A 23,055-nucleotide genomic window follows, 5' to 3' on the forward strand; every position below is an offset into this window, starting at 1 on the left:
GCGGGACATGAACATCTACGGCGACTGGGGCAATGCCCTGGTCCTGCAGCAGCGGATCAGGTGGCACGGCTACACTCCGGAGCTGGTCGAGTACAACGTGGGGGATCCGTTCCCCGACGGCGTGGACATTATCGTGGGCGGCGGCGGCCAGGACAGCGGCCAGCTGGTGATCCAGGACGACCTGCAGTCGCGGGCCGGAGTACTTAAGGACCTGGCTGAGGACGGTGCGCCGATGCTTGTCATCTGTGGGCTGTACCAGCTCTTCGGACACTTCTTCAAGACCCGCACAGGCGCCGTGATCCCGGGCATCGGCATCCTGGACGTGGAAACCCACGGGACGGACGAACGCCTGATCGGCAACGTCAAGGTCTCCACCCCGGAGTTCGGCGAAGTCCTGGGTTATGAGAACCACAGCGGCCAGACCACCCTTGGCAGCGGCGTGCGGCCTTTGGGCTCCACCCCGAAGGGTATGGGCAACAACAGCAGTGACGGCCACGAGGGTGCCCGCTACCGCAATATAGTGGCCAGCTACCTGCACGGCTCCCTCCTGCCCAAGAATCCGGCCATCGCGGACTTCCTGATCCGCACGGCAGCGGAGCGCAAGTACGGCAGCTTTGTTCCGGGCCATCCGGATGACCACTACGCGGAACTGGCCAGGGAACACGCGGCGCGGCGCCCTCGCTGACCCGGGGCGGGACAGTCAGCGCTCAGCGCCAGTTAAAGTACTCACGGTGTATGTTCGCCCGGCGGACACCGGCGGCGCGAAAAGCCTTCCCAAACTGGCGGAGCATCTTGTCCGGACCTCCCATGAAGACAGACAAGCGGCGAGGTTCCACGGCTACGGAGCCAAGGACCATCTCAGGAGTCAGCCTCCCGTCCGTATCCGTGTCCACGAAATGGACCGTAAGGCCAGGGTGGGCCCTGGCGATACCTGCGATTTCTTGGGCAAAGGGCGACGTGCCTGATGAGGTGACGAACAGATCGACGGTGCCCTCCAGCTTTCCTTCCAGGGAACGCAGCCAGCTAAGGAACGGGGTGATCCCCACGCCTCCTGCTATCCAGACCTGGTGCCCGGTCCCGGCGTCGCGGTCGAAGCGGCCATAGGGTCCGCTGACTACCGCCGGCATGCCGGGGAGCACCGCGTCGGGCATGCCGGCGGTGTGATCACCCAGGGCCTTGACCGTGATGCGTATCCGGCGCTCCCGGACGGAGCCCGAGATCGAAAACGGATGCCGCTGCCATCCTTGCTTCGTCTCGAGGTAGATCATGGCGAACTGGCCTGGTTTGAACTTCAGCGGCCTTCCCAGTGGCAGGAGGCTAACCTCCACCAGGCCCGGCGCCACGATGTCGACGCGTTCCACCTGGTAATCGTGGTGGGGCAGGAAGTGCCGCGCCAGGAGTTCCCGGTAGGCGTAGAAGGCAAGTCCCGTGCCGCCGATGGCCACGTAGCTCCAGCGCAATCCTGGTACCGCATCGAAGGCGCTGGCGTCCAAAAGGCCATGCAGAAAGCCGGCAGCGACAAAAAGTCCTGTCAGGCGGTGGAAGCCGCGCCACCGTTCATAGCCTCCAAGCAGGCGCCGAAGAAGCCGCACAGGCCAGGCTTCGCGGAAGTCGAGCACCATCCGCCGGACAGGGGCAGGCAGCATGGTGCGCCAGCGAGGCAGGACGGCCCAGACCACCAGGGCGGCAAGCCCGGTTGCGGCGATGACGGCCAGCGCCTTGCCCACGCTGGTGGCAGCGGGGTTGGCGGCAAGTTGGATGTGGGGCACCAGGAGCAGGCTTCCGGTAATCGCAAGGCGGCGGTGCCAGATGGCGGCGTGGTCAATGCCACCGAAGATGTGCTCCACCTGCGGAAGCGTACTGATCAGGACCAACGCTATGGAAAAGAGCAGGATGGACTCGCCACCAAAGAGTTGTCCCAGGTAGCCCGGCACAGCCTCCCCTCCGGGCCGCATCAGGTACCAAAGGACTGCATAGGCCGCGGAAAAGCCCATAATGCCGGCGGGCCCGGTCCACCGCACGGGGAGGCCGGGATGCCCGGCCACTCTTCCTGACTCCGGCTGCGGGTTCACCACGGATCACGGCTCCTTCGTTACCAGGAGTTCGTGGGCGCCGGCGGACGGGGCGTCCATGGACTCGACCACCCCCAGAGTACGCTCCCTGGTCGCGGCGTCGGCTTCCGGCCCGGCACAGGGCCCCTGCGGCGCGTCGGAGGCCACCGAACACCAGCGGTAGGGATCCCGGACAATAACCGAAGGAGCCCAGGCCAGGTCCGTGGCTGACCACCTGCCCGACGTGTCCTGGCCGAACTGTACCCTGACCAGCAGGCCCTCATTGTTGACCACATACCACGGGGAAAGTTCCGTGATGGCGTTGCCCAGCCCGTACACGATCCAGGTGCCCTTGTAGTTTTCAATGGGCTGCACGGCGTGCGCGTGGTGTCCGTAGACCAGGTTGAACTGGCCGCTGTCCGCCAGGGCACGCGCCACCTCCTGCTGCTGGACGTTGGGTTCACTGGCGTATTCGTCCCCCGCATGCATGGCCGCCAGCACGATGTCCGCCCCCTGCGCCCGCGCTTTCTCCGCCTTGGCGATCATGGTGGGGGCATCGAGCATGTCCACCTGCCAGGGATGGTCCGGAACCAGCCCGTTAAGCCCATAGGTTCCCTGGACAACAGCGATCTTTGCCGCCGCCGTCTGCATAATGAGGATCTTTTGGGACTCGGTTTCGGTCCGGTAGGAGCCTGTGTGTTTGAGGCCGGCGGCGTCCAGGGTATCCAGGGTTCGCAGCAGTCCGTCCGTCCCGCGGTCGATGGTGTGGTTGCTGCCCGTTGTGCAGGCCTGGTAGCCGACCTCTTTTGAGGCGGTAATGATCTGCGGCGGAACGTTGAAGGAGGGATAGGCCGAGAACGGGCCGTCCGGACCGGATACGGGAGTTTCCAGGTGGCAGATGGCGAGGTCGCTGTTGTTGATGTACCTGCGCTGGCCTTCCAGGAGCGGCACGAAGTCCATTCCCGGCTTGCCTGCGGCCGCCGCGTCGTGCTGTCCCTGCTGCCACAGCTGCGCGTGCACCAGCATGTCTCCGGTGACCAGCACCGAAGTGCAGCGGAGCACGGGGCAGGCAGGCCCTTTGCCGGGGGTCGGGGTGGGTGTCGGTGTGGACGGCGGAGCAGGGGTTGTGGCCGTCACGGGACCAGAACTGCCGGAACCGCCCGCTGCCGGACCCGCCCCGGCGGAAGCGGAGTTTCCCGCCCGGGCCGTGGACCCGTCCTGCTCCGCCAACAGGCCGCAGCCTGCCAAGGCCCCTGCCAGGAGCACCGAAACGGCCAAGGCCGAAGCGGAAGCATGGGCGCGGATATGCACCGGCCCCCTGCCGGATATGGTCCCCATAGCTGCCATTGTAGGGACGGCGGCGTGGCGTGGCGCACATTGAGAAGCGTGGCCTGCTGTGAAAGGTTTTAGTTCATGACCAACCCCCTTCTGGCGCCCAGTCCCCTGCCGTACGGACTTCCTCCCTTCGCCGGGATCGAACCCGCCCACTACGAGGAAGCCATCGAAGCGGGCCTCGCCGAACACCTGGCCGAGATCCAGGGAATCGTGGACACCCCGGCACCGGCCACCTTCGACAACACGGCACTGGCGATGGAGCGCTCCGGCCGCCTGCTGGACCGGGCCGCCGCGTCCTTCTTCACACTGGTGTCAGCGGACGCGTCGGACCGGATCCGGGACCTCGAAACGAAACTTTCCCCGCTCTTCTCAGCCCACCAGGACGAGATCTTCCTGAACCGTGGACTTTTCGAGCGCTTTGCCGCCATCGATACGGCCCAATGTGATGCCGAGTCCACCCGGCTGGTGGAGGAATACCTCAGGGAATTCCGGCAGTCCGGCATCCAGCTTGACGGCCCGGGCCAGGAGAGGCTCCGCGCCATCAACGCCGAACTCTCACAGCTGGGCACGGAGTTCGGACAGCGGGTCAAGGACGGAATGAAGTCGGCCGCCATCCTGCTTGACCATGCCGGGGATCTGGCCGGCCTGCCGGCGGATGACATTGCCAGCGCTGCCGAGGCCGCCCGCGCGGCCGGCCATGACGGGAAGTTCCTGCTGACGCTGATCCAGCCCAGCAACCAGCCCGCCCTGGCCGCCCTCGAAAACCGCGACGTCCGCCGTCGGCTCTTCGAAGCCTCCGTAGCCCGGGGCAGCAGCGGCGGCAGCCTCGACGTGCTGGACCTGGCAACATCAATGGCGCGGCTCCGCGCCGAGAAGGCATCGCTGCTCGGCTTTGCCAACTACGCCGAGCTGGTGGTGGACCGCCAAACTGCTCCGGACTTCGAATCGGTCCAGGCCATGCTTAGCCGCATGGCCCCGGCAGCGGTGCGGAACGCGGACGCCGAAGCGGCGGCGCTGGCCGAGGCTGCGGGCCATCCGCTGGAGGCCTGGGACTGGGCCTTCTACTCCGCCAGGGTCCGCCGCGGGAAGTATGCGGTGGACGAACAGGCGCTGCGCCCTTATTTCGAACTTGACCGGGTCCTGGCCGACGGGGTTTTCTTCGCCGCCACATCCCTGTACGGCATCACGTTCCACGAGCGGGACGACCTCTCCGGCTACCACCCTGATGTAAGCATTTGGGAGGTCCGGGACGAGGACGGTGAGGGACTGGGCCTGTTCCTGGGCGACTACTACACCCGCGAGTCAAAGCGTGGCGGGGCCTGGATGAATTCCCTGGTTGAACAGTCGGCGCTGCTGGGAACCAAGCCTGTTGTCATCAACAACCTGAACATCTCCAAGCCGCCGGCCGGCGAGCCAACCCTGCTGACCCTGGACGAGCTGCGGACCACGTTCCACGAATTCGGCCACGCCCTGCACGGGCTCTTCTCCAACGTTACGTACCCGCGGTTTTCCGGCACGTCAGTTCCCCGCGACTTCGTTGAGTACCCGTCCCAGGTCAATGAAATGTGGATCATGTGGCCCGAAGTCCTGGAAAATTATGCGCGCCACCACGCCACCGGTGAGCCGCTGCCGGCCGCCGTCGTGGAAAAGCTCAACGAGTCCCGGCTGTGGGGCGAGGGTTTTGCCACCACCGAGTACCTGGGCGCGGCCTTGCTGGACCTTGCCTGGCATGTCCTCGGGGCCGGCGATGTTCCGGAAGACGCCCTGGCTTTCGAAGACAAGGCCCTCGCTGCGGCGGGAATCGCCCACGCCCTGATTCCGCCGCGCTACCGCACCGGCTACTTCCAGCACGTCTTCGCAGGCGCAGGGTACGCAGCAGGCTACTACTCCTACATCTGGAGCGAGGTCCTGGACGCGGAAACGGTGGACTGGTTCACCGAAAACGGCGGCCTGACACGCGCGAACGGCCAGCGCTTCCGCCAGGAGCTGCTGTCACGGGGTAACAGCCGGGACCCCCTGGAATCCTTCCGCAGCCTCCGCGGCCGCGACGCCCGCCTGGACCCGCTGCTGAAGCGCCGCGGCCTGGAGTAAGGGTTTCCAAGTAGGTAGCGCTAAGTGTCGTTTTGAACCTCCAAAACGACACTTAGCGCTACCTACTTGGGATAAACGAACGACGGCGGCGGGTCACCTTCCCGGGTGACCCGCCGCCGTCGTACTGCTTTTGAAGCTGTTACCAGCCGCGTTCGGCGAGGCGGTGGGGCTGGGGGATCTCGTCGACGTTGATGCCCACCATGGCTTCGCCGAGGCCCCGGGAGGCCTTGGCGATGACGTCGGGGTCATCGAAGAAGGTGGTGGCCTTGACGACGGCGGCGGCGCGCTGGGCCGGGTTGCCGGACTTGAAGATGCCCGAGCCGACGAACACGCCGTCAGCGCCGAGCTGCATCATCATGGCCGCGTCAGCGGGGGTGGCGATGCCGCCGGCGGTGAACAGCACCACCGGAAGCTTGCCGGCGGCGGCAACTTCCTTGACCAGTTCGTACGGTGCCTGCAGTTCCTTCGCCGCGACGTACAGCTCGTCCTCGGGCAGGGCCGCAAGCTTGGCGATCTCGGAACGGATCTGGCGCATGTGCCCGGTGGCGTTCGAGACGTCGCCGGTGCCGGCCTCGCCCTTGGAACGGATCATGGCCGCACCCTCGTTGATGCGGCGCAGTGCCTCACCGAGGTTGGTGGCGCCGCAAACGAAGGGAACCTTGAAGTTCCACTTGTCGATGTGGTTGACATAGTCGGCCGGGGTCAGGACCTCGGACTCGTCGATGTAGTCCACGCCCAGGGACTGCAGGACCTGGGCCTCCACGAAGTGGCCGATCCGGGCCTTGGCCATGACCGGGATGGACACGGCATCGATGATCTGGTCGATCATGTCCGGATCCGACATGCGGGACACGCCGCCCTGGGCCCGGATATCGGCCGGAACGCGTTCCAGCGCCATCACAGCAACGGCACCGGCGTCCTCGGCGATGCGGGCCTGTTCGACGTTGACGACGTCCATGATGACGCCGCCCTTGAGCATCTCAGCCATACCGCGCTTCACGCGGTTGCTGCCCGTGACGCTGTTCGCGGACGAACCGGCTTCGCTGCTTACATCAGGTGTAGACACAAAAACCCCTATGGGTAGATAGATGACCTTCGCCGGGGTGCAGGGCGGCACGGAGATGCCGATGTACACGCACCGGGTTGCCGGATCCATTGACCGGGCAGTCCTAATACTAGTCTCACCGCGGCCAGCAGGCTTAATTCGTGTTAATCAGCAGGCGACGGCTCGGCGAGGGACTGGCGGCGGACGGAAAGCACGCGCTGGACCACTGTGATGAAGCTGGCCACGGCCAGCAGCAGGAGCGTCACCAGGAGCACCAGTTCCGGAAGTCCAAGGCCCGTGAAGCCGGTAACCACCAGCACGGAGACGAGGCGCTCGGCCCGCTCCGCGATCCCGGTGTTGGCCGTGAACCCCAGCGACTCGGCCTTTGCCCTGGCATAGGAAACCACCATGCCAAGGACCAGGCAGACCATGGCTGCCACGGCGATGGGAACGTTCGCCCCGCCGGTGAAGAACCACACGGCCAGGCCGGCGAACAGGGCGCCGTCGGCGATCCGGTCAAGCGTGGAGTCAAGGAAGTTGCCCCACCGGCTGCCCACCTCCCGCATCCTGGCCATGATGCCGTCCAGGACATCGGAGAAGATGAACGCGGTGATGAACAGGGTTCCCCACCAAAGCTGGCCGAGCGGATAGAAGACCAGGGCACCCACCACGACGCCGGCCGTGCCGACGACCGTTACCGCATCCGGCGAAACACCGATCTTGAGGAGCCAGCGGGCAAGCGGGGTGAACAGTGCGGTGAAGAAACCGCGGGCATGCCTATTCAGCATCCGTCTCCCCGGGCCAGGCGTCGGCCACCTGCTGGCGGACCTCGTCGAGGGTCTGCGTAATGGCCTTGGTCTGGGCGATGATCGGGAAGAAATTCCCGTCACCGCCCCAGCGGGGAACGATGTGCTGGTGGAGGTGCGCCGCGATTCCGGCACCGCCCACGACGCCCTGGTTCATGCCCAGGTTGAAGCCCCCCGGGTTGGCCACTTTCCGCAGGACCTTCATGGCGGTCTGGGTGAGTTCCGCGAACTCGGCGGTCTCGTCGAGAGTCAGGTCTGTGTAGTCGGGAATGTGACGGTACGGGCACACCAGGAGATGGCCGGGGTTGTAGGGAAAGAGGTTCAGCACCACGTAGCAGGTCTTTCCACGGTGGACGATAAGGGCTTCCTCGTCAGTCCGTCCGGGGCCAACGCAGAAGGGGCAGTCGTTCTCATTCTTGAACTGGTGCTGCCCGCCTTTGATGTAGGCCATGCGGTGCGGAGTCCACAGGCGCTGGAAGGCGTCCGGGACACCGGCGAGGTCAAAGTCGTCGGTAACGCCGGCATCGCCTGGATACCCTGCGCCTGTGTTCTCCTGCACCGTGCTGTTCCGTTTCCGCTAGCTGGTCCGGTTACGGACGGCTTCCGTGATCCGCTTGACTGCCTCTGCCACGGGCACGCCGTTGTCCTGGCTTCCGTCCCGGAAGCGGAACGACACTGCGCCTGCCTCGGCGTCATCCCCGCCGGCGATCAGCACGAACGGGATCTTGTCCTTGCTGGCGGTGCGGATCTTCTTCGGGAACCGGTCCGAGGAGGTGTCCACCTCGGCACGGATGCCTGCGGCCTTAAGCTGGTCGACGACGTCGAACATGTACTCGTTGAACGTTTCCGCCACCGGGATGCCCACCACCTGCACCGGGGCAAGCCAGGCGGGGAAGGCGCCGGCGTAATGCTCGGTGAGCACTCCCATGAACCGCTCAATCGATCCGAACAGTGCGCGGTGGATCATGACGGGCCGCTGGCGGGTGCCGTCTGCCGCCTGGAACTCCAGTTCGAACCGTTCCGGCAGGTTGAAGTCCAGCTGGATGGTGGACATCTGCCAGGTCCGGCCCAGGGCGTCCTTCGCCTGCACGGAAATCTTGGGGCCGTAGAACGCGGCCCCGCCCGGATCAGCGACAAGTTCCAGGCCCGATTCCTCGGCCACTTCGGCCAGGGTCCGGGTAGCTTCGTCCCAGGCGGCGTCGTCACCGACGAACTTCTCGGGATCCTTGGTGGAGAGCTCCAGGTAGAAGTCGTTCAGGCCGTAGTCCTTGAGCAGGTCCAGCACGAACGTCAGGGTCTTGGTGAGCTCATCCTTCATCTGCTCGCGGGTGCAGTAGATGTGGGCGTCGTCCTGTGTCATGCCGCGGACCCGGGTCAGGCCGTGCACCACGCCGGACTTCTCGTACCGGTACACCGACCCGAATTCGAACAGCCGCAGGGGCAGCTCACGGTAGGAGCGTCCGCGGGCCCGGAAGACCAGGTTGTGCATGGGGCAGTTCATCGGCTTGAGGTAGTAATCCTGGCCGGGCTTGCGGACTGTGCCGTCTTCATTGAGTTCGGCGTCCACGTGCATGGCCGGGAACATGCCGTCCTTGTACCAGTCCAGGTGGCCCGAGACCTCGTACAGGTGGCCCTTGGTGATGTGCGGCGTGTACACGAACTCATAGCCGGCCTCAACATGGCGCTGCCGGGAGTAGTCCTCCATCTCCTTGCGGATGATGCCGCCCTTGGGGTGGAAGACGGGAAGGCCCGAGCCGAGTTCGTCCGGGAAGGAGAACAGGTCCAGCTCAGAGCCAAGCTTGCGGTGGTCGCGGCGTTCGGCCTCGGCGATGCGCTCCTGGTAGGCCTTGAGGGCATCCTTGGTAGGCCACGCAGTGCCGTAGATCCGCTGCAGCTGCTGGTTCTTCTGGTTACCCAGCCAGTAGGCGGAGGACGAACGGGTGAGGGCGAAGGCATTGGAGATCAGCTTTGTGTTGGGCAGGTGCGGCCCACGGCAAAGGTCGCACCAGACGGTGGTCCCGTCCTTGCGCTCCACGTTGTCGTAGATGGTGATGTCGCCGGCACCGACCTCGACGTTGACGCCTTCGCCGGCCTCTGCGGCTTCGTTCTTCTTGCCCAGGAGTTCAAGCTTGTAAGGCTCGTCCTTCATGGCTTCGCGGGCCTCGTCCTCATTGACCACACGGCGGACGAACTTCTGGTTCTGGTTGATGATCTTCTGCATCATCTTTTCGAGGGTCTTGAGGTCCTCGGGAGTGAACGGTTCGGCAACATCGAAGTCGAAGTAGAAGCCGTCGGTGATGTACGGGCCGATGCCCAGTTTGGCGTCCGGGCGCAGCTGCTGGACGGCCTGCGCCATGACGTGGGCGGTGGAGTGGCGGAGGACGTTCAGCCCGTCCGGGGAATCGATGGTGACGCCCTCGACGTCGGCGCCTTCAGGCAGTTCCTGGTCCAGGTCCTTAAGCTCGCCGTTGACGCGGGCAACAACAACATCACGGCGCTCAAAGAAGAGTTCCGCACCGGTTGTCCCGGTAGTCACCTTGGTCTCTTCGCCATCGACGAGAAGGGTGATCTGCTGGGCATCTGACACGGGTGTCTCCTATTCAAAGTTAAGGCTTCATAGCTTGTGGCATACGGGGACCACAGCCAGCCATCGTCAATGCTATCGGTTCAGCTCAGGCCCGACCAACGCGGCGCACCCGAGGATCAGCCGCCGAATCCCGTGATGGCGAGGGTCCGGGTGATTCCGTCCAGGGGGTGCCGGGCCTCCGGTTCCTGCGCCTGGGACTCCTGGAACGGCAAGGTTTCGGCGCGGCTCAGGTCCCAGGCCATGCTCGCGCTCAGGCTGATTCCCCGCGGGCCGGTCCGCCTGGTGGTGCCACGGATCAGGAGCAGCCGGGTTCCAAAGAGGAGCATTCCTGCCTTTTCCTGGGCTTCATGGAAGAAGACCGAATCGATGCAGCCGGTGCCGTCGTCGATGCTGATGAAAACTACCCGCCGGCCGCCCCGCATGGGCGGCGTCTGGGTTGCCACGCGAACCCCGGCCACCAATACTTCCGTCCCGTTCCGCAGGCCGAGGAGCTTGTCCGCCGTGGTGACTCCCAGCCTGTTGAGCATCGGCCGGTGGCTGTCCATCAGGTGGCTGCTGACATCAACAGCCATCAGGTCGAGTTCGGCCCGCACAGTTTCCACCAGGGTAGGCGCCGGCAGCCCGGGCTTGACGTTGCGCAGTTCAACATCCCCCAAAGGCAGGGAGAGCTGACCCTCGATAACCTCCACACCTTTCCGTCCGCTGCCGGCACCTTGGAGTTTTTGCAGGTGTTGGACAAGGTCCGCACGGTTTGCGTTGCCGCCTGCCTCCCGGTGAAGGGAATCAAAAGCGCCCAGCTGGGCCAGCCGCTTGATGCTGGGCTTGCTGACCCTGGACCGTGCCCTCAGGTCTGCGAGTGAGTCAAAGGGCTGGCCGGCAACGATCCGCTTAAGTTCTGTTGCGGACAATCCGTAAATGCCGTTCAGGCTTAGCCTGATTCCCAGCTTTCCTGCATCCGGGCCTTGCTCTACCCGTTCCACCCGGTATTCTGCCTTGCTGCGGTTGATGTCCAACGGGAGGATCGGGATGCCCAGGCGCCGTGCTTCCGCTACCAGCAGCCTTTTGGGGTACATCCCGGGATCGTGCTCCCACAGCCCGGCAAGGAATGCTTCGGGGTGGTGCGCCTTCAGCCAGGCCGACTGGTAGGTGGGGACTGCAAAGGCAGCACCATGCGCTTTGCAGAATCCGAAGCTTCCGAAGGCTTTCAAGGTTCCCCAGACGTTGTCCACCACAACGGGCGCGTAGCCCCTTTCCCGGGCCGCTTTGCGGAAGAACTCCTCCACGCCCAACTCAAGGACCTCGTTGCCCAGGGCACGGCGGAACTCGTCCGCACGTGCCAGTCCGCAGCCTGTCATGACGTCGAAGGTCTTCAGGATCTGTTCGTGGAAAACGGTGACGCCGTGGGTCTCCGCGAGCACCGGTTTCAGGTCCGGATGGGGGTACACCTCGGGGGCGAATCCGTGCCTGTGCTCAAGGAAGGGCCGGACCATGTCCGATTTCATGGGGCCGGGGCGGAACAGTGAAATATCGATGATGAGGTCGTTGAATTCCCGGGGCGCCATCTTGCCAATGAGCTCACGCTGCCCGGGCGATTCAATCTGGAAGCAGCCCAGGGTGTGGGTGCTCCTGATCAGTTCAAAGGTGGCTTCATCGTCCAGCGGGACGGCATTGAGGTCGATGCGCCCGTTGTCGGCAATGTAGTCGGGACCGGTCCCGTCCGGACCAGGTGAATGCTTTCCGGCTGCCACCACTTCTTCCTTGGAGGGGTGGATGCGGATGACTTCCCGCACGGCAAAAGCCATGGCGCTCTGCATCCGGACCCCAAGGACATCAAGCTTGAGCATTCCCATGGGATCCATGTCGTGCTTATCGAACTGGCTCATGGGGAGGCCAATTCCGCTGGGCTGCACGGGAGTGCGGTCCAGCAGGGTTGCGTCGCCAAGGATCACGCCGCAGGGATGCATGGAAATATGCCGGGGCAGCCTGTCAAGGCGTTCCGTCAGGTCCACCAGCAGATCAAGCTGCTGGTTTCCATCCAGGTCCCGCTGTTCCACCCGGCCGGCGAACTCCCGGAGCTCAGGTTTTTCCTGCAGCGCTTCACGGAAATTGCGGGCAGAAAAGCGCCACAACTGCTTGGCAATCTCCCCCACTTCGTCGCCGTCCATGCCCAGCGCCATGCCGGCGTCCCGCACTGCGCCCCTGGCCCGGTAGCCATTCTGCATGCTCATCAGGGTGACCCGCTCAGCACCAAAGCGCTCAAAAATCCGGTGGTAGACGTTGTGCCGCTCCGCGCTTTCAACGTCTATGTCAATATCCGGAAGGGTTGCCCGGTCCTGCGACAGGAAGCGTTCGAAAATCAGGTCATGCTGCAGGGGGTTCACCTGGCTGACGTCGATCAGGTAATTGACCAGGCTTGAGGCGCCGGATCCACGGGCTGCTGCCCGCACTCCCATTTCCTGGATCATGCGGGAGACCTCGGCAACTGTCAGGAAATAGGAGGAGAAGCCGAGGTTGCGGATGATGCCCAGTTCGTGATCGAGCCGGGAGCGCATCCTTTGTCCGGCAGTGCCGGTAACTCCCGGGAAGCGCCTGGTGATTCCAGCCTGGCACCGCTGGACCAGTTCAAGGTGCGGATCCTGGCTGATCCCGATGACTGAAGCTTCCGGCACCACGGGCTGCTTCCACCCCATGTCCGTGACCGGATCAATCCTGCAGAGGTCCGCCAGCGCCTCGGTCTGCGCCATCAGCTGCTTGAGGTCCGCTGCACCATAGCCTGCCGCAGAAATGATCTCCTTGCCCAGACGGAGCATCTCCGCGGAGGATTTAAGCCAGCCTTGGCCTGTTAGCTGCAGCAGGGGCTCTTCCGCGAGTTGCGGCAGGGATTTCAGGGTGCGGGCTGAGTCGAGCACATCCGCGGTGGGCGCTCCGTCTGCAGCGCAGTACCTTACGGCGTTTGTCAGGATTGCAGGAACATGATGCTCTTCTGCCAGCTTGAGCATGCGGACAGCATGGGCGGTACTCAAGGGCTTTCCGGGTGCGCTGAGCTGGGAAACTATCTCGGCAACCAAAGTGCCTGCGGGCATGGCGTCCAACCATTGCTTGAAGAGGGTGCGCGGACGAAGGTAGCGCCGCCCGCCCATGGCGCGGCCGACGTCGGAATCAGGCCCGACCAGGACAGTCAGCACCGGTTTCAGGGTTTGGGGATCGAGGGTTCGGGAGGCAAGTTCGGCCCTGGTCACGGCGGCTGGAACTGTTCCCCCGGATTTCCCGGAGGTGCGGGCATGGGCATCTGATATCAGCCTGCAGAGCGCGCGGTAGCCCGCCCCGTTGTTGTTGCCCCGGGCCAGCACCACCACCCTGCCGGCAAGCTGGGTGCGGTGATCGCCGTCGTCGTCAAATACCGCAAGGTCAACACCCACAATGGGATCGATGCCCGCTCCCATGCATGCCTTGAGGTGTTTGATGGTTCCGTACATGCCGTCACGGTCAGTGCATGCAAGGGCCGTTGCACCGTCAGCGGCGGCGGCCTGTGCCAGTTCCTCTGGCCAGGAGACGCCGTAGTGCGCACTGAAGGCAGTGGAGACGTGAAGATGGGTGAAGCTCATGCTGTCCTGGGCCGGAGTGCGTCATGGATGCGCAGCAGCCGCCAGCGGCCGCTTTGGATATGCCTGGTGAGGTCAAGCGTCAGGGTTTCTTCCGGCCCCTGGACCCCACGGACAGGGTGGTCAGGCCGCACCTGGACCCGCCAGATTTCGTGGTCCACCAGTCCGCGGCCGCTGCCAAGCGGAGCGCGGCTTTCTTCCGCCCACCATTGCCGGCGTTCGTACCAGCGCACCGGTTCAGCACAAACAGCATAGGAACGTCCTGCCCACAGCAGGCGCTGCGGTTCGCCGTCGGCGGTGCACTCGACGTCCACGGATTGGCTGAACATGCCCATGGCGCCTCCCGGATCTCATCTGGCTTATTCGAATACTTGTTCGAATAAGCCCAGTCTACCCCTGCCCTGAACGTGCGCAAAGAAGGTTCAGAGGAAGGACTGAGGAGAATGGCGCGCAAGGGTGGACGGACCGATCGACAGGGAGCAGGATGGTGCCATGAGCACCCAAGACGCACTTCTTAAGCAGGCAAGCATCTCAACCCAGGACTCCACCGTGGTGGCCACGTTCAATATAGACGGCACCATCCCGGCGTCCGGTGCTTACGTGGTAGGTCTGGTAGGGGCTACTCCGGACTATTCAACACAACGGCGGCTATGCATTGAGTTCATGAACGGGGAGGCGATTGCCTTTTATTCATTCAACCGTGAACAGGGAGTCGAAGAAGACTACGACCTGTCCGGTGTGACCCACTCCGACAGCACCATTACGGGCAGCTTTCCCCTGGCGGCCTTGAACGGCCTTGGCAAGGGGCATGTCATGTCAGCCTTCAGCGAGGCCGAGGGCAGGGAATTCCAGCACGGCGTCCCCGTGGAGGAACACCTCTAAACAAGGGCTTGCGGGCAGTTCAGCTGTTCCCTTTGTGGACCCGCATTTCCAGTTCGATGAAGCCGGAGATCATTGCCCGGTACGTGGACTCCACAATGTCCGGGTCGATGTCTTTTTTCTCGGCTGCCGAGCGGACATGCTCAATGATCCGTTCCACGCGCCCGGGCGCACGGACCTCGGCGTCATCACCCTTGAGGGTTCCGGCAATCCGGATCAGCCGTTCCCGGCGGGCGATGAGGGTGACAATCTGCTCATCCACCTCGTCGACAGCAATGCGGACCGCAGCGAGCTGTTCCTTGTCGGCCAAAGCATCTCGATCATTTCCTTGAATTGTCGCCATCGTCTGACAGTATCGAAGCATGCAGCCCAGAGTCGACTTCATCTCACTAGGTGTCCGCAGCGTTTCCGCCTCCCGCGCGTTCTATGTGGACGGCCTTGGCTGGCCGGTCCACCGTGAACTTGAGGGTGATGTTGTGTTCATCCAGGTGAACCACGGTTTGGTGCTGTCCCTGTGGGACGTCCGCCAGATGCAGGCTGACGCCGGCGTCAGTCCGCCCGGTCCGGTTCCCTGCATCACGCTTAGCCACAACCTTCCGTCCACTGAGGACGTGGACCGGGTCATGGAAGAAGCGGCCGCGGCGGGGGCTGCCATCATCGCGGAGCCCATCACCCAGCCGTGGGGCGGGTACAGCGGATACTTCGCCGATCCGGACGGCTTCCGGTGGGAGGTTGCCTACAACCCCGCCTGGAGAGTGGACGACGACGGCGCGGTCACCGTATAGCGCTTGCCGCGGGTCCGCGACGGACTACTAGAAGAGGGCCTCCACGGGCCGGATGAGTTCCGGCCCGTTGTTCCGGACGTTGCCGACTTCTTTTCCCACAGAGTCCACGTGCCAGTCCGCCGCCACGTCCTTGACCCCCGCCCGCACCAGGTCCACCAGGCCGGCGGCTTCGTCCGCGGTTGGGTCGAGCCATGCCCGCATCGTGGCTTTGTCCATCGGCAGCGGCACGCGGTCATGCAAGGCCGTCAGTTTTCCAAACACCGTTGACTCGCTGCCGGGCGGCGGGGTGTCAGTGGTCAGGATGGCCGTGGAGAGCATCCAGCCGCCCGGCTCCCCCGCCGGCCACGCGGGATCCTTCCACCACTCATAGAGCCCTGCGAAGACCAGGCCCTTACCCCCGTCCGGATGGACATAGTACGGCTGCTTCGACTTTCCCGGCCCCTGCTTCCATTCGTAGTATCCATCTGCCGGGACCGCACAGCGGCGCGACCTGGCGGCCTTGCGGAACGCCGGCTTCTCAAGCACGGACTCACTGCGTGCGTTGATCATCCGCGAGCCGATGCCCGGGTCGTTGGCCCAGGACGGGACCAGCCCCCACCGGGCAACATGGAGCTGGCGCACCTGCCTGGCAGCCGGCCCGTCATCCACCAGGCGTTCAAGGACGATGGGAACGTCGTCCGTCGGGGCGACATTCCACGACGGAGGAATGTTCACCTCGTCCTCCAGCTCGGCGTCGAACTCGGCCAGGAGGTCCCCCACGGCACGGGCCATGACATAGCGTCCACACATGGCTCCAGCATGCCACCGGCGCCAGATGGTGTCATCCGAAGGACATATGAACGGCCTGCGGCCTCTGTTGGCCGGGAATAGGCACCGCCGCGTTACCGTTGTCAGGAACGAAACCGTCAACGACACAGAGGAGAGCTCCGTGGACTTCACTCCCGACTCCGGCACCATCACCATGTTTTCCACTACCTGGTGCGGCTACTGCAACCGGCTGAAGAAGCAGCTGGATGCCCAGGGCATCGGCTACACCGAGATCAACATCGAGGAAGTCGAAGGCACTGCCGAACTCGTGGAGCAGCTTAACGGGGGCAACCGCACGGTACCCACCGTCCTCTTCCCGGACGGCACCGCGGCCACGAATCCGTCCGCAGCCGAGGTCAAGACCCGCCTCGCAGCCTAGGCGTTGACGCCATCGCGCGGGTCATGCCCCCAGGCTGCTGAAGGAAGCGGCCTTCAGGACGGCATGGCCCGCGTAGGCGGCAAGCAAGGCATTTTCCACCGCGGCAACGTCCACGCCAGGGACCAGGTCTTCGACCGCACCTGCCGTGGCGGGGTTCCAGTCCAGCCCCAGGGCGGCATAGCTGTCGGTCAGCACTTTGCGGATGGGCGCAGAGTTTTCCACCACAATGACGGAACTGAAGAGCCAGCCGCCGGCCACTACGCGTTGCGCCGTGCCCACCAGCTTCACCTGGTGGCCGCCGTCAGCCGGGTCGGTTCCGTGCACGCTGAACTCGCCGGGGCAGTATTCGCCCGGAATCTCGCCCACGGCCGCCTGAACGCCGACGCTGCGCAGTACCTCGGCAAACAGCTCCCCAAAGTAACCGAACCTGGTTTTGGAGCCTGCGATGGCGTCGGCGTCCGGTTGAAGGTGGTCCACCACCAGGGTCCCCTCATGGTAGGCGGCCGCCCGCCCCCCTGCCCGGCGGACCAGGGGCTCGAAGCCGTTGGCCCTGCACGCCCGGGCAGCCGCCTCAAAGCCCGGCAACCGGGTGTCACGCTGGCCGAAGGCCACGGTGGGCGCAGGCCGGTAAAGCCGGAGTGTGGGGCCAATGTCCCCCTTCTTCACCCGTGCCAGGAGTTCCAGGCCGAGCTCCAGGTCACGGCCCGCGCCCAGCGACTTTTCCTGCCGCACAACGGTTAGCGTGCGGGGCCCCGGGCCGTCGTCGTACATGTTGCTATGCTCCCCTATGGTCATATTGCAGTTCCTGGTGGTCGCCGCCGCCTTCGCGGCGATTGACGCCGTCTGGCTCAAGCTGATGAATCCCTTTTACCGCAGCCACATCGGCGAGCTGCTGGCGGATAAACCACACCTAGGTTACGCCGTCGCCTTCTATGTCATTTACATCGCCGGGATTGTGTTTTTCGCCCTCCGGCCTGCCCTCGACGGCGGCAACTGGCTCACTGCCCTGGGTTACGGCGCGGCATTGGGCGCCTTCGCCTACGCCACCTACGACCTCACCAATGCCGCCACCCTGAAGGTGTGGCCGCTGCAGCTGCTCGTGGTGGACATGCTGTGGGGCGCCGTACTCACCGGGCTGTCCACGGTTGCCGGCTGGCTTGTATTCCAGGGACGCGCCTGACGCTGACGCGGTCACGGGCCGCGGCGGCCCGCCCACAGCCCGTGCAGCAGCGGGACCACGGACCCGGCCATGAGGACGCTGCCCAGGACAAGGTCGTCTGCCCGCACCACGGCGCCGGCAATGAGCAGGGCCGCAAAAACAAGGGCCGACGCCGACCGCCGGGCCCTGCGGTCCAGCCGGGCGAGCTGCCGCTCAATGCGGGGATTAGCCACCGCAAGCGACCCCTCCTCGAGGCGGCCGGCCAGTGCCTCCAGGCGTTTGGGCAGGCGCAGGGCGATCGCCGCGGCGTCGAGGGCCTGCTGAACCACGTCCTGCACGAGGTTGCCGCGCTCGTCCCGCAGCAGCCGGGCCGCATACGGTTCCACCGAGTCCCACAGGTTGAAGCGTTCATCAAGCGAGCTGCAGACACCGGACGTCAGTGACATCGCCCGGATGATCAGCAGGAAGTTCTCCGGGAACTGGAACGGCAAAGAGCGGATAACGTCACCGAATTCCACGCCGAAATCGCGGAACTCCTTGGGATCCACTTCACGAAGCTCGGCAAACCCCATCCCGCCGAAGCGGGCGAAGAGGTGCGTCATGGCCCTTTCCAGCTCCATGACGTCCGCCGACGGCGCCAGCACGCCGACGTCGTTGATCGCCGCCACCAGGCCCTTGCCGTCACGCGCGGCGGCCGCAATCAGCAGCTTCCTCAGCCCGCTGCGCGTGGAGTCGGTGACCTCACCCATCATGCCGAAGTCGATGAACGTCAGTTTCCACGGATGTCCCCCCGAGCCGGCGGAAACAGGAGTGACGAAGATGTTGCCCGGGTGCGGATCCGCGTGGAAGAAGCCGGTGGTGAACAACTGGTCGAACATAACGGACGCGAACACCGGGGCCACTTCGGCCGGATCGATACCGGCGGCGCGAAGGGCTCCGGCCTCCGTGATCTTGATGGCTGTGACATCTTCAAGGGTAAGGACGCGCCGGGTGGTCCGCTCCCACGCGACGCGCGGCACGCCGACCCTGTCATCAGCTGCAAACGCGGCCTCGAAGCGCTCGGCATTTGCCGCCTCGTGCAGGTAGTCGATCTCCTCGAAACTCGTCTGCGCGAACTCCTCGACCAGCGCCGGGACGTCCGCACGGCTGGAAACCAGGCGGATGCGGCTGAGCCACCCTCCCACCTTGCGCAGGGCCGCAAGGTCGACGTCGACAATCCCGTCAATGCCCGGACGCTGCACCTTCAGGACCACGTTGCTGAGCCCGGTGTCGGCGGCGTCGGCGGGCAGGAGGCGGGCACGGTGCGCCTGGCCCAGCGAGGCGGCCGCGACCGGCACCTCCTCGACGAAGGCGAACACCTGCTCAAGCCGGGCGCCCAGTTCCTTCTCCGCAAGGGCGCGGATCGCGGGAAACGGAACCGGGGGGACTTCGTCCTGCAGCCCCTCAAGCTCCCTGGTGATCTCGGGCGGAAGGACGTCGAGCCTGGAGGACAGGAACTGCCCCACCTTGATCATCAGGCCGCCCAGTTCCACTGCCATCAGGTGGAAGTTCCGGGCGAAGCCCTGCATCCTCTTCGAACGTGTCCGTCCGGCGATGCGGGCAAGCCCGATCCGCGGGAGGAAAAGCTCAAACCACCACGTCACAGCCAGGTTCCACGCGGCAAAGCGAAGGATGCGGCGGTAGCGGGCACGGGTGCCTCCGGCGCCGGGTACCCGGGCAGGGCGGTCCCGGCGGACGAACGCCACCCGCGTCAGTCCTGGGCGAGGATCGAATAGATCCGGCGCCGCGCCTCATCGAGCACTGCCACGGCCTGCCGCACCTGCTCCGGTGAACCCGTGCGGCCAACCTGGGCTGCAGCCTGGGCCAATTCCACACCGGCCTTGGGCAGGGCCGTAAACCCGCCGGCCTGGGAACCCGCTGATTCCCAGGGGGCCGCCGCGGCATGGTCGTTGGCCACTTCCTCACGGCCGGCCTCTGTCAGCGAATAGATCTTGCGGCTGTTGGACTCTTCCGCGCGGATGGTGCCCTCGTCCGCGAGCAGCTGCAGCGTGGGGTAGACCGAGCCGGCGCTTGGCTTCCAGCTGCCGTTGCTGCGCTCCTCGATTTCGCGGATGATCTGGTAGCCGTGCATGGGCCGCTCCGCCAGGAGGGCCAGCACGGCGGCGCGGACCTCGCCTTTGCCGGCGCGGGTTCCTGCGCGCTTTTCGAACCGGGAACGCAGTTCCTCGACGGCCTGCCACATGCCATCGATGTTGGTCCCGCCGAATCCGCCGGATTGATATGAACCACGCATGATGTTCTCCCTTGTGAATCCTGAACGATATACAACGATACTCAACGACACAGGCTCGGAGCTAGGGGCAGGGGAGATTTCATGAGCGCGCGGCTTCGGCCTCTGCGGCCGAAATCCGCGCGCAATGTCAGGTTCTGCGGATGGTGAGAATCTGCTCGGCACGCCCGAACGGACCCTGGAGGTCGTGCAGCACGGTGGATGTCAGGCCAATCCCGTCTCCGCCGAACGACACAGCATTGTCCAGGCCCAGCCATTCCCCCTCGGGGCGGCGGTACATGTGGATCTGGAGGTCCAGGTTGGGAAAGGCATAACTGTCCTTGCCCGGGGGGACCCTGGCCGCAATACCGTTGGCGGTGTCCACGAGCCCCATGAGCCGGGCAAGGTCGCCGCTGTCGCCACGGTCCGTCAGGGGGTGGTCTGTCCGGAGCCAGACCTTTCCGGCACCCGGCCGGTGCCCTTCCGCCACCCTCATTTCAAGGGAGCGGATGTAGCCGCCCGGCCAGACGGACGCGCCGTCGTAAGGCTTGCAGTCCTCCGGTCCGGGAATCGGGTTGTCTTCGATGGCCGCCACTTCGGTGGTATCGCTGGTGACCAGCCGCCAGGCGGTGGCGCGAATGGCAGTCCGCCCGCCGGCCACCAGTTCCGCCTGGAGGAGTTCGATGGTCTTCCCCGGCCGGAGGGTGGTGGTTTCGATATGGAAGGCGCCGCCCGGGATGAGCCCCAGGATCTCGTAGCTGATCCGCGCCATCCGCATGTCCGCCCGCGGCTCATGCCGTTCCAGGCTGTCCGCCATCAGGCCTGACGCGGGTGCCATGTGCTGCTCGTGCACGTTCCAGGCGCCCTGGGCATGGATGGTGGAACGGAATCGTCCCCCGCCCAGGTCCAGGTAGTAGAAGCTTCCTGCGGCCAGTTCAGGCAAATCTGCGGTCAAAGCGCGCCCCTCCGGTGATACTCAGTGAATTGGCCTTAACTCTATCCGCCGTCCCCCGGACCGGCGGCAGAGGCGGTCTGCCGAGGGAGACTTGGCCGGACGCGGCGAAATGTTGGAGCCGGACAGGATTGATCCGACTAGACTCGGAAACTGGTCCTGTCAGCAACCCTCGGAAGAGGTGTTCCATGCGTGTCATCAGCTACAACCTCCGCAAACACAAGGCGAGCGGTGAACTCCTCGCCCTGGCGCGGAACCATGACATTGATGCGCTCTGCCTCCAGGAGGTGGATTCCAGCGACCTCCCCGAGACGCTGGGGCCGCTGCACCTGGCGGATGCCACCAAGGGCAACCGGCTGGGGCTGGCCATCTATTACCGGATGAGCCGCTTCACTGCCCTGGACACCCAGTCCTTCGCGCTCAAGAAGTCAATGCACGACCGGGTCCTGGCCCCGGCCCATGAGCGGCTGATCGGCACCCGGGTGATGGACAACGAGACGCAGCATGAGCTGGTCATCGGCTCCTTCCACGCCGCGCCCCTCACGGCTTCGAACTCGCTGCGGCGGAAGCAGATCCACGCCGCCCATGCCGAGCTGCTCAGCATGGGCAAAGGCCTGATGACCCTGATGGTGGGCGACTTCAACTATCCGTTCTTCACGAAGAACCTGGACCTGCACATGAAGAACTCCGGCTATGCCCTGTCGCTCAGCAACAGGCGCACCTACACCCGGTACAAGGTATTCAAGGGCCACTTCGATTTTGCAACGTCACTGGGCCTCGACATCGAAAGCGTCGAAACGCTTCCACGCGGGAACTCGGACCACCTCCCGATCCTGGTCACCGCCGAATACGGTCCGGACTACTAGGCCCCAAGCCGTTCACGCAGGCCGGGCCACGATGCCCCGAAGCCCGGGTGCAGTTCGAGGCAGTCCACATCGGCCACCGGCACCCACCGCAGTTCGAGGCTTTCGGGATCACTGATCACCGGATCAAAGGGCTCCCTGACCAGTACCACCACCGTGGTGTAGGACCAATAACCCACGTCAAAGAAGGACGTGAAGAGAAGGTCGACATTGCCGGCGGGTACGGCAGCTTCCTCGAAGGCTTCCCGGAGCGCGCCTGTGACGGGCTCCTCGCCATGATGGAGCGCCCCTCCGGGCAGGCCCCACGTCCCCCCGTTGTGGCTCCAGACAGCACGGTGCTGCAGCAGCACGCCTTTGTCCGGATCGTACGCCAGCACTCCGGCTGCACCGAACCGCCCCCAGTAGCGGCCGCGGTCCCCTTCGACCCAGGCGTCGCCCGGGTCCCGGGGACCGGTGCGGACGGGCGGGGCTGAGGACGCAGTGGAAACCGAAAAGTGATCCATCGTTCCAGTCTGACAGGTGCCGTGGACGGGGTGCACCTGCCGTGCCGAATGTCAGTCAGGCCTGGTTCGCGTGGCCGCGTTCGACGGCGAAATCACCGCCGGGGTACATGATGGTTTCGTGTCCGTCATCAAAGCGGACGAGGTAGGGCGGCGTCCCGCCCTGGCCCCGCACCTCCAGGATCACCCCGTGCCGGTCTGTGGCCCCAACGGTCCTTCCATGGACGATGATGCGGTCGCCTTGCGTTGCCTCCATGGCAATCACCTCCCAGCCCAAGAGTACGACTGCCTACCCGGCGGGGAAAGGGCGAAGGAGAAAGTGCGGAGGGAAACGGGGGCATGGCGGCGAGGTGGGGAAAGAGCCGCGCCATGGCAGGATTTTGACCATGCCGCTGCATCTTGTGCTGGTTGCCGATACCCATGTCCCGAAGCGCGCCCGGGCGCTCCCCGCACAGCTGTGGTCCGCCGTCGAAAGCGCCGACATGGTGTTGCACGCCGGCGACTGGGTTGACGCGTCCCTCTTGGATGAGTTTGAACAGCGGAGCCGCTCGCTGCTGGGCGTCTACGGAAACAATGACGGGCCGCAGCTGCGCCGGCGGTTGCCGGAAGTTGCCACGGCCACGCTCGAGGGAGTCAACTTTGCGATGGTCCACGAAACCGGCCAGGCAAAGGGACGTGAGGCACGCTGCGAAGCGCTGTACCCGGAGGCGGACGTCCTGGTCTTCGGGCATAGCCACATCCCGTGGGACACCACCACCCCGCGCGGCCTGCGCCTGCTGAACCCGGGTTCACCCACCGACCGCCGCCGGCAGCCGGCCTGCACTTACATGACCGCCGTCGTGGACGCCGGCCGGCTGGCCGACGTCCGCCTGGTGGAGGTTTCCCGCGGCTGACGGGAGGCGGGAAGGGACGGGGTCGACAGGGGCCGCGTACTGCCTGCGCCGG

At 65.0% G+C, this 23,055-nt stretch carries 24 protein-coding genes; 8 read left to right on the top strand and 16 right to left on the bottom strand.

The window, feature by feature from the left end; all coding sequences use genetic code 11:
* The first annotated feature begins 7 nt into the window (after positions 1 to 7).
* Complete coding sequence (locus SMD14_RS10860; protein ID WP_231755121.1) at positions 8 to 685, top strand: glutamine amidotransferase; 678 nt, start codon at positions 8 to 10, stop codon at positions 683 to 685.
* Between the two features lie 22 nt (positions 686 to 707).
* Here the strand turns inward: SMD14_RS10860 and SMD14_RS10865 are convergent, their stop codons facing one another.
* Together SMD14_RS10865 and SMD14_RS10870 are read right to left on the bottom strand one after the other, a co-directional pair.
* Positions 708 to 2,075, bottom strand: a complete 1,368-nt coding sequence (locus SMD14_RS10865; RefSeq protein ID WP_321213639.1) for a hypothetical protein — start codon at positions 2,073 to 2,075, stop codon at positions 708 to 710.
* A gap of 3 nt (positions 2,076 to 2,078) precedes the next feature.
* Positions 2,079 to 3,389, bottom strand: a complete 1,311-nt coding sequence (locus SMD14_RS10870) for a CapA family protein (RefSeq protein WP_321213640.1) — start codon at positions 3,387 to 3,389, stop codon at positions 2,079 to 2,081.
* Positions 3,390 to 3,464: 75 nt separating this feature from the next.
* Between SMD14_RS10870 and SMD14_RS10875 the strand changes: the two genes are divergently transcribed.
* On the top strand, positions 3,465 to 5,477 hold the full coding sequence (locus SMD14_RS10875; RefSeq protein ID WP_321213641.1) for a M3 family metallopeptidase: 2,013 nt from the start codon (positions 3,465 to 3,467) through the stop codon (positions 5,475 to 5,477).
* A gap of 139 nt (positions 5,478 to 5,616) precedes the next feature.
* Here SMD14_RS10875 and pdxS read toward each other — a convergent pair whose 3' ends face one another.
* The 6 genes from pdxS to SMD14_RS10905 all read right to left on the bottom strand — a co-directional run bounded on the left by pdxS (position 5,617) and on the right by SMD14_RS10905 (position 13,852).
* Positions 5,617 to 6,543, bottom strand: a complete 927-nt coding sequence (pdxS, locus tag SMD14_RS10880) for a pyridoxal 5'-phosphate synthase lyase subunit PdxS (RefSeq protein ID WP_041652076.1) — start codon at positions 6,541 to 6,543, stop codon at positions 5,617 to 5,619.
* 143 nt (positions 6,544 to 6,686) lie between these two features.
* The gene (gene pgsA / locus SMD14_RS10885) at positions 6,687 to 7,310 is read right to left on the bottom strand and encodes a phosphatidylinositol phosphate synthase (RefSeq protein ID WP_157242049.1); all 624 of its coding nucleotides are present in this window, start codon (positions 7,308 to 7,310) and stop codon (positions 6,687 to 6,689) included.
* Positions 7,300 to 7,887 (bottom strand): HIT domain-containing protein, encoded by a 588-nt coding sequence (locus tag SMD14_RS10890; protein ID WP_321213642.1) that lies wholly within the window; start codon positions 7,885 to 7,887, stop codon positions 7,300 to 7,302. Before SMD14_RS10890 ends, pgsA begins: the two co-directional genes overlap by 11 nt.
* 18 nt (positions 7,888 to 7,905) lie before the next feature.
* A complete protein-coding gene (thrS, locus tag SMD14_RS10895; protein WP_321213643.1) occupies positions 7,906 to 9,915 on the bottom strand; it encodes a threonine--tRNA ligase in 2,010 nt (669 codons plus the stop codon).
* A gap of 116 nt (positions 9,916 to 10,031) precedes the next feature.
* Positions 10,032 to 13,520 carry a DNA polymerase III subunit alpha gene (locus SMD14_RS10900; RefSeq protein WP_321213644.1) on the bottom strand — a complete coding sequence of 1,163 codons (3,489 nt, stop codon included), beginning with the start codon at positions 13,518 to 13,520 and terminating at the stop codon, positions 10,032 to 10,034.
* Positions 13,517 to 13,852: a DUF6504 family protein gene (locus tag SMD14_RS10905; RefSeq protein WP_321213645.1), complete on the bottom strand. Its 336-nt coding sequence runs from the start codon at positions 13,850 to 13,852 to the stop codon at positions 13,517 to 13,519. The genes SMD14_RS10900 and SMD14_RS10905 overlap by 4 nt, the downstream gene beginning before the upstream one ends.
* Before the next feature lie 157 nt (positions 13,853 to 14,009).
* Here SMD14_RS10905 and SMD14_RS10910 point away from each other — a divergent pair, with 157 nt between their 5' ends.
* Positions 14,010 to 14,399: a hypothetical protein gene (locus SMD14_RS10910; RefSeq protein ID WP_157242047.1), complete on the top strand. Its 390-nt coding sequence runs from the start codon at positions 14,010 to 14,012 to the stop codon at positions 14,397 to 14,399.
* A 19-nt stretch (positions 14,400 to 14,418) separates the two neighbouring features.
* Here the strand turns inward: SMD14_RS10910 and SMD14_RS10915 are convergent, their stop codons facing one another.
* Positions 14,419 to 14,739 carry a chorismate mutase gene (locus SMD14_RS10915; protein ID WP_157242046.1) on the bottom strand — a complete coding sequence of 107 codons (321 nt, stop codon included), beginning with the start codon at positions 14,737 to 14,739 and terminating at the stop codon, positions 14,419 to 14,421.
* A gap of 19 nt (positions 14,740 to 14,758) precedes the next feature.
* Here SMD14_RS10915 and SMD14_RS10920 point away from each other — a divergent pair, with 19 nt between their 5' ends.
* A complete protein-coding gene (locus tag SMD14_RS10920; RefSeq protein WP_157242045.1) occupies positions 14,759 to 15,181 on the top strand; it encodes a VOC family protein in 423 nt (140 codons plus the stop codon).
* Between the two features lie 27 nt (positions 15,182 to 15,208).
* Here SMD14_RS10920 and SMD14_RS10925 read toward each other — a convergent pair whose 3' ends face one another.
* Positions 15,209 to 15,952, bottom strand: a complete 744-nt coding sequence (locus SMD14_RS10925) for an SOS response-associated peptidase (protein WP_321216255.1) — start codon at positions 15,950 to 15,952, stop codon at positions 15,209 to 15,211.
* Positions 15,953 to 16,109: 157 nt separating this feature from the next.
* Between SMD14_RS10925 and SMD14_RS10930 the strand changes: the two genes are divergently transcribed.
* On the top strand, positions 16,110 to 16,367 hold the full coding sequence (locus tag SMD14_RS10930; RefSeq protein WP_104998100.1) for a mycoredoxin: 258 nt from the start codon (positions 16,110 to 16,112) through the stop codon (positions 16,365 to 16,367).
* A 21-nt stretch (positions 16,368 to 16,388) separates the two neighbouring features.
* On the opposite strand, the gene SMD14_RS10935 is transcribed toward SMD14_RS10930, so the two are convergent.
* Positions 16,389 to 17,162 (bottom strand): biotin/lipoate A/B protein ligase family protein, encoded by a 774-nt coding sequence (locus tag SMD14_RS10935; protein ID WP_409339679.1) that lies wholly within the window; start codon positions 17,160 to 17,162, stop codon positions 16,389 to 16,391.
* On the opposite strand from SMD14_RS10935, the gene SMD14_RS10940 reads away from it, so the two are divergent.
* On the top strand, positions 17,155 to 17,547 hold the full coding sequence (locus SMD14_RS10940) for a DUF2177 family protein (protein ID WP_321213646.1): 393 nt from the start codon (positions 17,155 to 17,157) through the stop codon (positions 17,545 to 17,547). The two genes, SMD14_RS10935 and SMD14_RS10940, sit on opposite strands and share 8 nt — an antisense overlap.
* Positions 17,548 to 17,558: 11 nt before the next feature.
* Here the strand turns inward: SMD14_RS10940 and SMD14_RS10945 are convergent, their stop codons facing one another.
* The 3 genes from SMD14_RS10945 to SMD14_RS10955 form a co-directional block, all read right to left on the bottom strand.
* Positions 17,559 to 19,271, bottom strand: a complete 1,713-nt coding sequence (locus tag SMD14_RS10945; protein ID WP_321213647.1) for an AarF/UbiB family protein — start codon at positions 19,269 to 19,271, stop codon at positions 17,559 to 17,561.
* A 5-nt stretch (positions 19,272 to 19,276) separates the two neighbouring features.
* Positions 19,277 to 19,819 carry a PadR family transcriptional regulator gene (locus tag SMD14_RS10950; RefSeq protein ID WP_157242041.1) on the bottom strand — a complete coding sequence of 181 codons (543 nt, stop codon included), beginning with the start codon at positions 19,817 to 19,819 and terminating at the stop codon, positions 19,277 to 19,279.
* Between the two features lie 127 nt (positions 19,820 to 19,946).
* On the bottom strand, positions 19,947 to 20,750 hold the full coding sequence (locus SMD14_RS10955) for a thioesterase family protein (RefSeq protein WP_321213648.1): 804 nt from the start codon (positions 20,748 to 20,750) through the stop codon (positions 19,947 to 19,949).
* Positions 20,751 to 20,935: 185 nt separating this feature from the next.
* On the opposite strand from SMD14_RS10955, the gene SMD14_RS10960 reads away from it, so the two are divergent.
* Positions 20,936 to 21,613 (top strand): endonuclease/exonuclease/phosphatase family protein, encoded by a 678-nt coding sequence (locus SMD14_RS10960; protein ID WP_157242039.1) that lies wholly within the window; start codon positions 20,936 to 20,938, stop codon positions 21,611 to 21,613.
* Here SMD14_RS10960 and SMD14_RS10965 read toward each other — a convergent pair.
* Both SMD14_RS10965 and SMD14_RS10970 read right to left on the bottom strand, forming a co-directional pair.
* Positions 21,610 to 22,113 (bottom strand): NUDIX domain-containing protein, encoded by a 504-nt coding sequence (locus tag SMD14_RS10965; protein WP_157242038.1) that lies wholly within the window; start codon positions 22,111 to 22,113, stop codon positions 21,610 to 21,612. The genes SMD14_RS10960 and SMD14_RS10965 overlap by 4 nt on opposite strands.
* Before the next feature lie 55 nt (positions 22,114 to 22,168).
* A complete protein-coding gene (locus SMD14_RS10970) occupies positions 22,169 to 22,366 on the bottom strand; it encodes a DUF1918 domain-containing protein (protein WP_104999751.1) in 198 nt (65 codons plus the stop codon).
* 130 nt (positions 22,367 to 22,496) lie between these two features.
* Here SMD14_RS10970 and SMD14_RS10975 point away from each other — a divergent pair, with 130 nt between their 5' ends.
* Positions 22,497 to 23,003, top strand: coding sequence for a metallophosphoesterase (locus SMD14_RS10975; RefSeq protein ID WP_157242037.1), 507 nt, complete (start codon positions 22,497 to 22,499; stop codon positions 23,001 to 23,003).
* Positions 23,004 to 23,055 lie beyond the last annotated feature (52 nt).

The sequence above is a fragment of the Pseudarthrobacter oxydans genome, from assembly GCF_034258515.1.
Classification (GTDB): Bacteria; Actinomycetota; Actinomycetes; order Actinomycetales; family Micrococcaceae; genus Arthrobacter.

Bases quoted from the DNA above. Each gene is read 5' to 3' on its own strand.
- SMD14_RS10925 (WP_321216255.1), bottom strand. From the start codon at position 15,952: ATGGCCCGTGCCGTGGGGGACCTCCTGGCCGAGTTCGACGCCGAGCTG.
- SMD14_RS10960 (WP_157242039.1), top strand. From the start codon at position 20,936: ATGCGTGTCATCAGCTACAACCTCCGCAAACACAAGGCGAGCGGTGAA.
- SMD14_RS10940 (WP_321213646.1), top strand. From the start codon at position 17,155: ATGGTCATATTGCAGTTCCTGGTGGTCGCCGCCGCCTTCGCGGCGATT.
- SMD14_RS10965 (WP_157242038.1), bottom strand. From the start codon at position 22,113: ATGGATCACTTTTCGGTTTCCACTGCGTCCTCAGCCCCGCCCGTCCGC.
- SMD14_RS10935 (WP_409339679.1), bottom strand. From the start codon at position 17,162: ATGACCATAGGGGAGCATAGCAACATGTACGACGACGGCCCGGGGCCC.
- SMD14_RS10875 (WP_321213641.1), top strand. From the start codon at position 3,465: ATGACCAACCCCCTTCTGGCGCCCAGTCCCCTGCCGTACGGACTTCCT.
- SMD14_RS10915 (WP_157242046.1), bottom strand. From the start codon at position 14,739: ATGGCGACAATTCAAGGAAATGATCGAGATGCTTTGGCCGACAAGGAA.
- SMD14_RS10910 (WP_157242047.1), top strand. From the start codon at position 14,010: ATGAGCACCCAAGACGCACTTCTTAAGCAGGCAAGCATCTCAACCCAG.
- SMD14_RS10970 (WP_104999751.1), bottom strand. From the start codon at position 22,366: ATGGAGGCAACGCAAGGCGACCGCATCATCGTCCATGGAAGGACCGTT.
- SMD14_RS10860 (WP_231755121.1), top strand. From the start codon at position 8: ATGAACATCTACGGCGACTGGGGCAATGCCCTGGTCCTGCAGCAGCGG.
- SMD14_RS10870 (WP_321213640.1), bottom strand. From the start codon at position 3,389: ATGGGGACCATATCCGGCAGGGGGCCGGTGCATATCCGCGCCCATGCT.
- SMD14_RS10920 (WP_157242045.1), top strand. From the start codon at position 14,759: ATGCAGCCCAGAGTCGACTTCATCTCACTAGGTGTCCGCAGCGTTTCC.
- pgsA (WP_157242049.1), bottom strand. From the start codon at position 7,310: ATGCTGAATAGGCATGCCCGCGGTTTCTTCACCGCACTGTTCACCCCG.
- SMD14_RS10900 (WP_321213644.1), bottom strand. From the start codon at position 13,520: ATGAGCTTCACCCATCTTCACGTCTCCACTGCCTTCAGTGCGCACTAC.
- SMD14_RS10950 (WP_157242041.1), bottom strand. From the start codon at position 19,819: ATGCGTGGTTCATATCAATCCGGCGGATTCGGCGGGACCAACATCGAT.
- SMD14_RS10905 (WP_321213645.1), bottom strand. From the start codon at position 13,852: ATGGGCATGTTCAGCCAATCCGTGGACGTCGAGTGCACCGCCGACGGC.
- SMD14_RS10975 (WP_157242037.1), top strand. From the start codon at position 22,497: ATGCCGCTGCATCTTGTGCTGGTTGCCGATACCCATGTCCCGAAGCGC.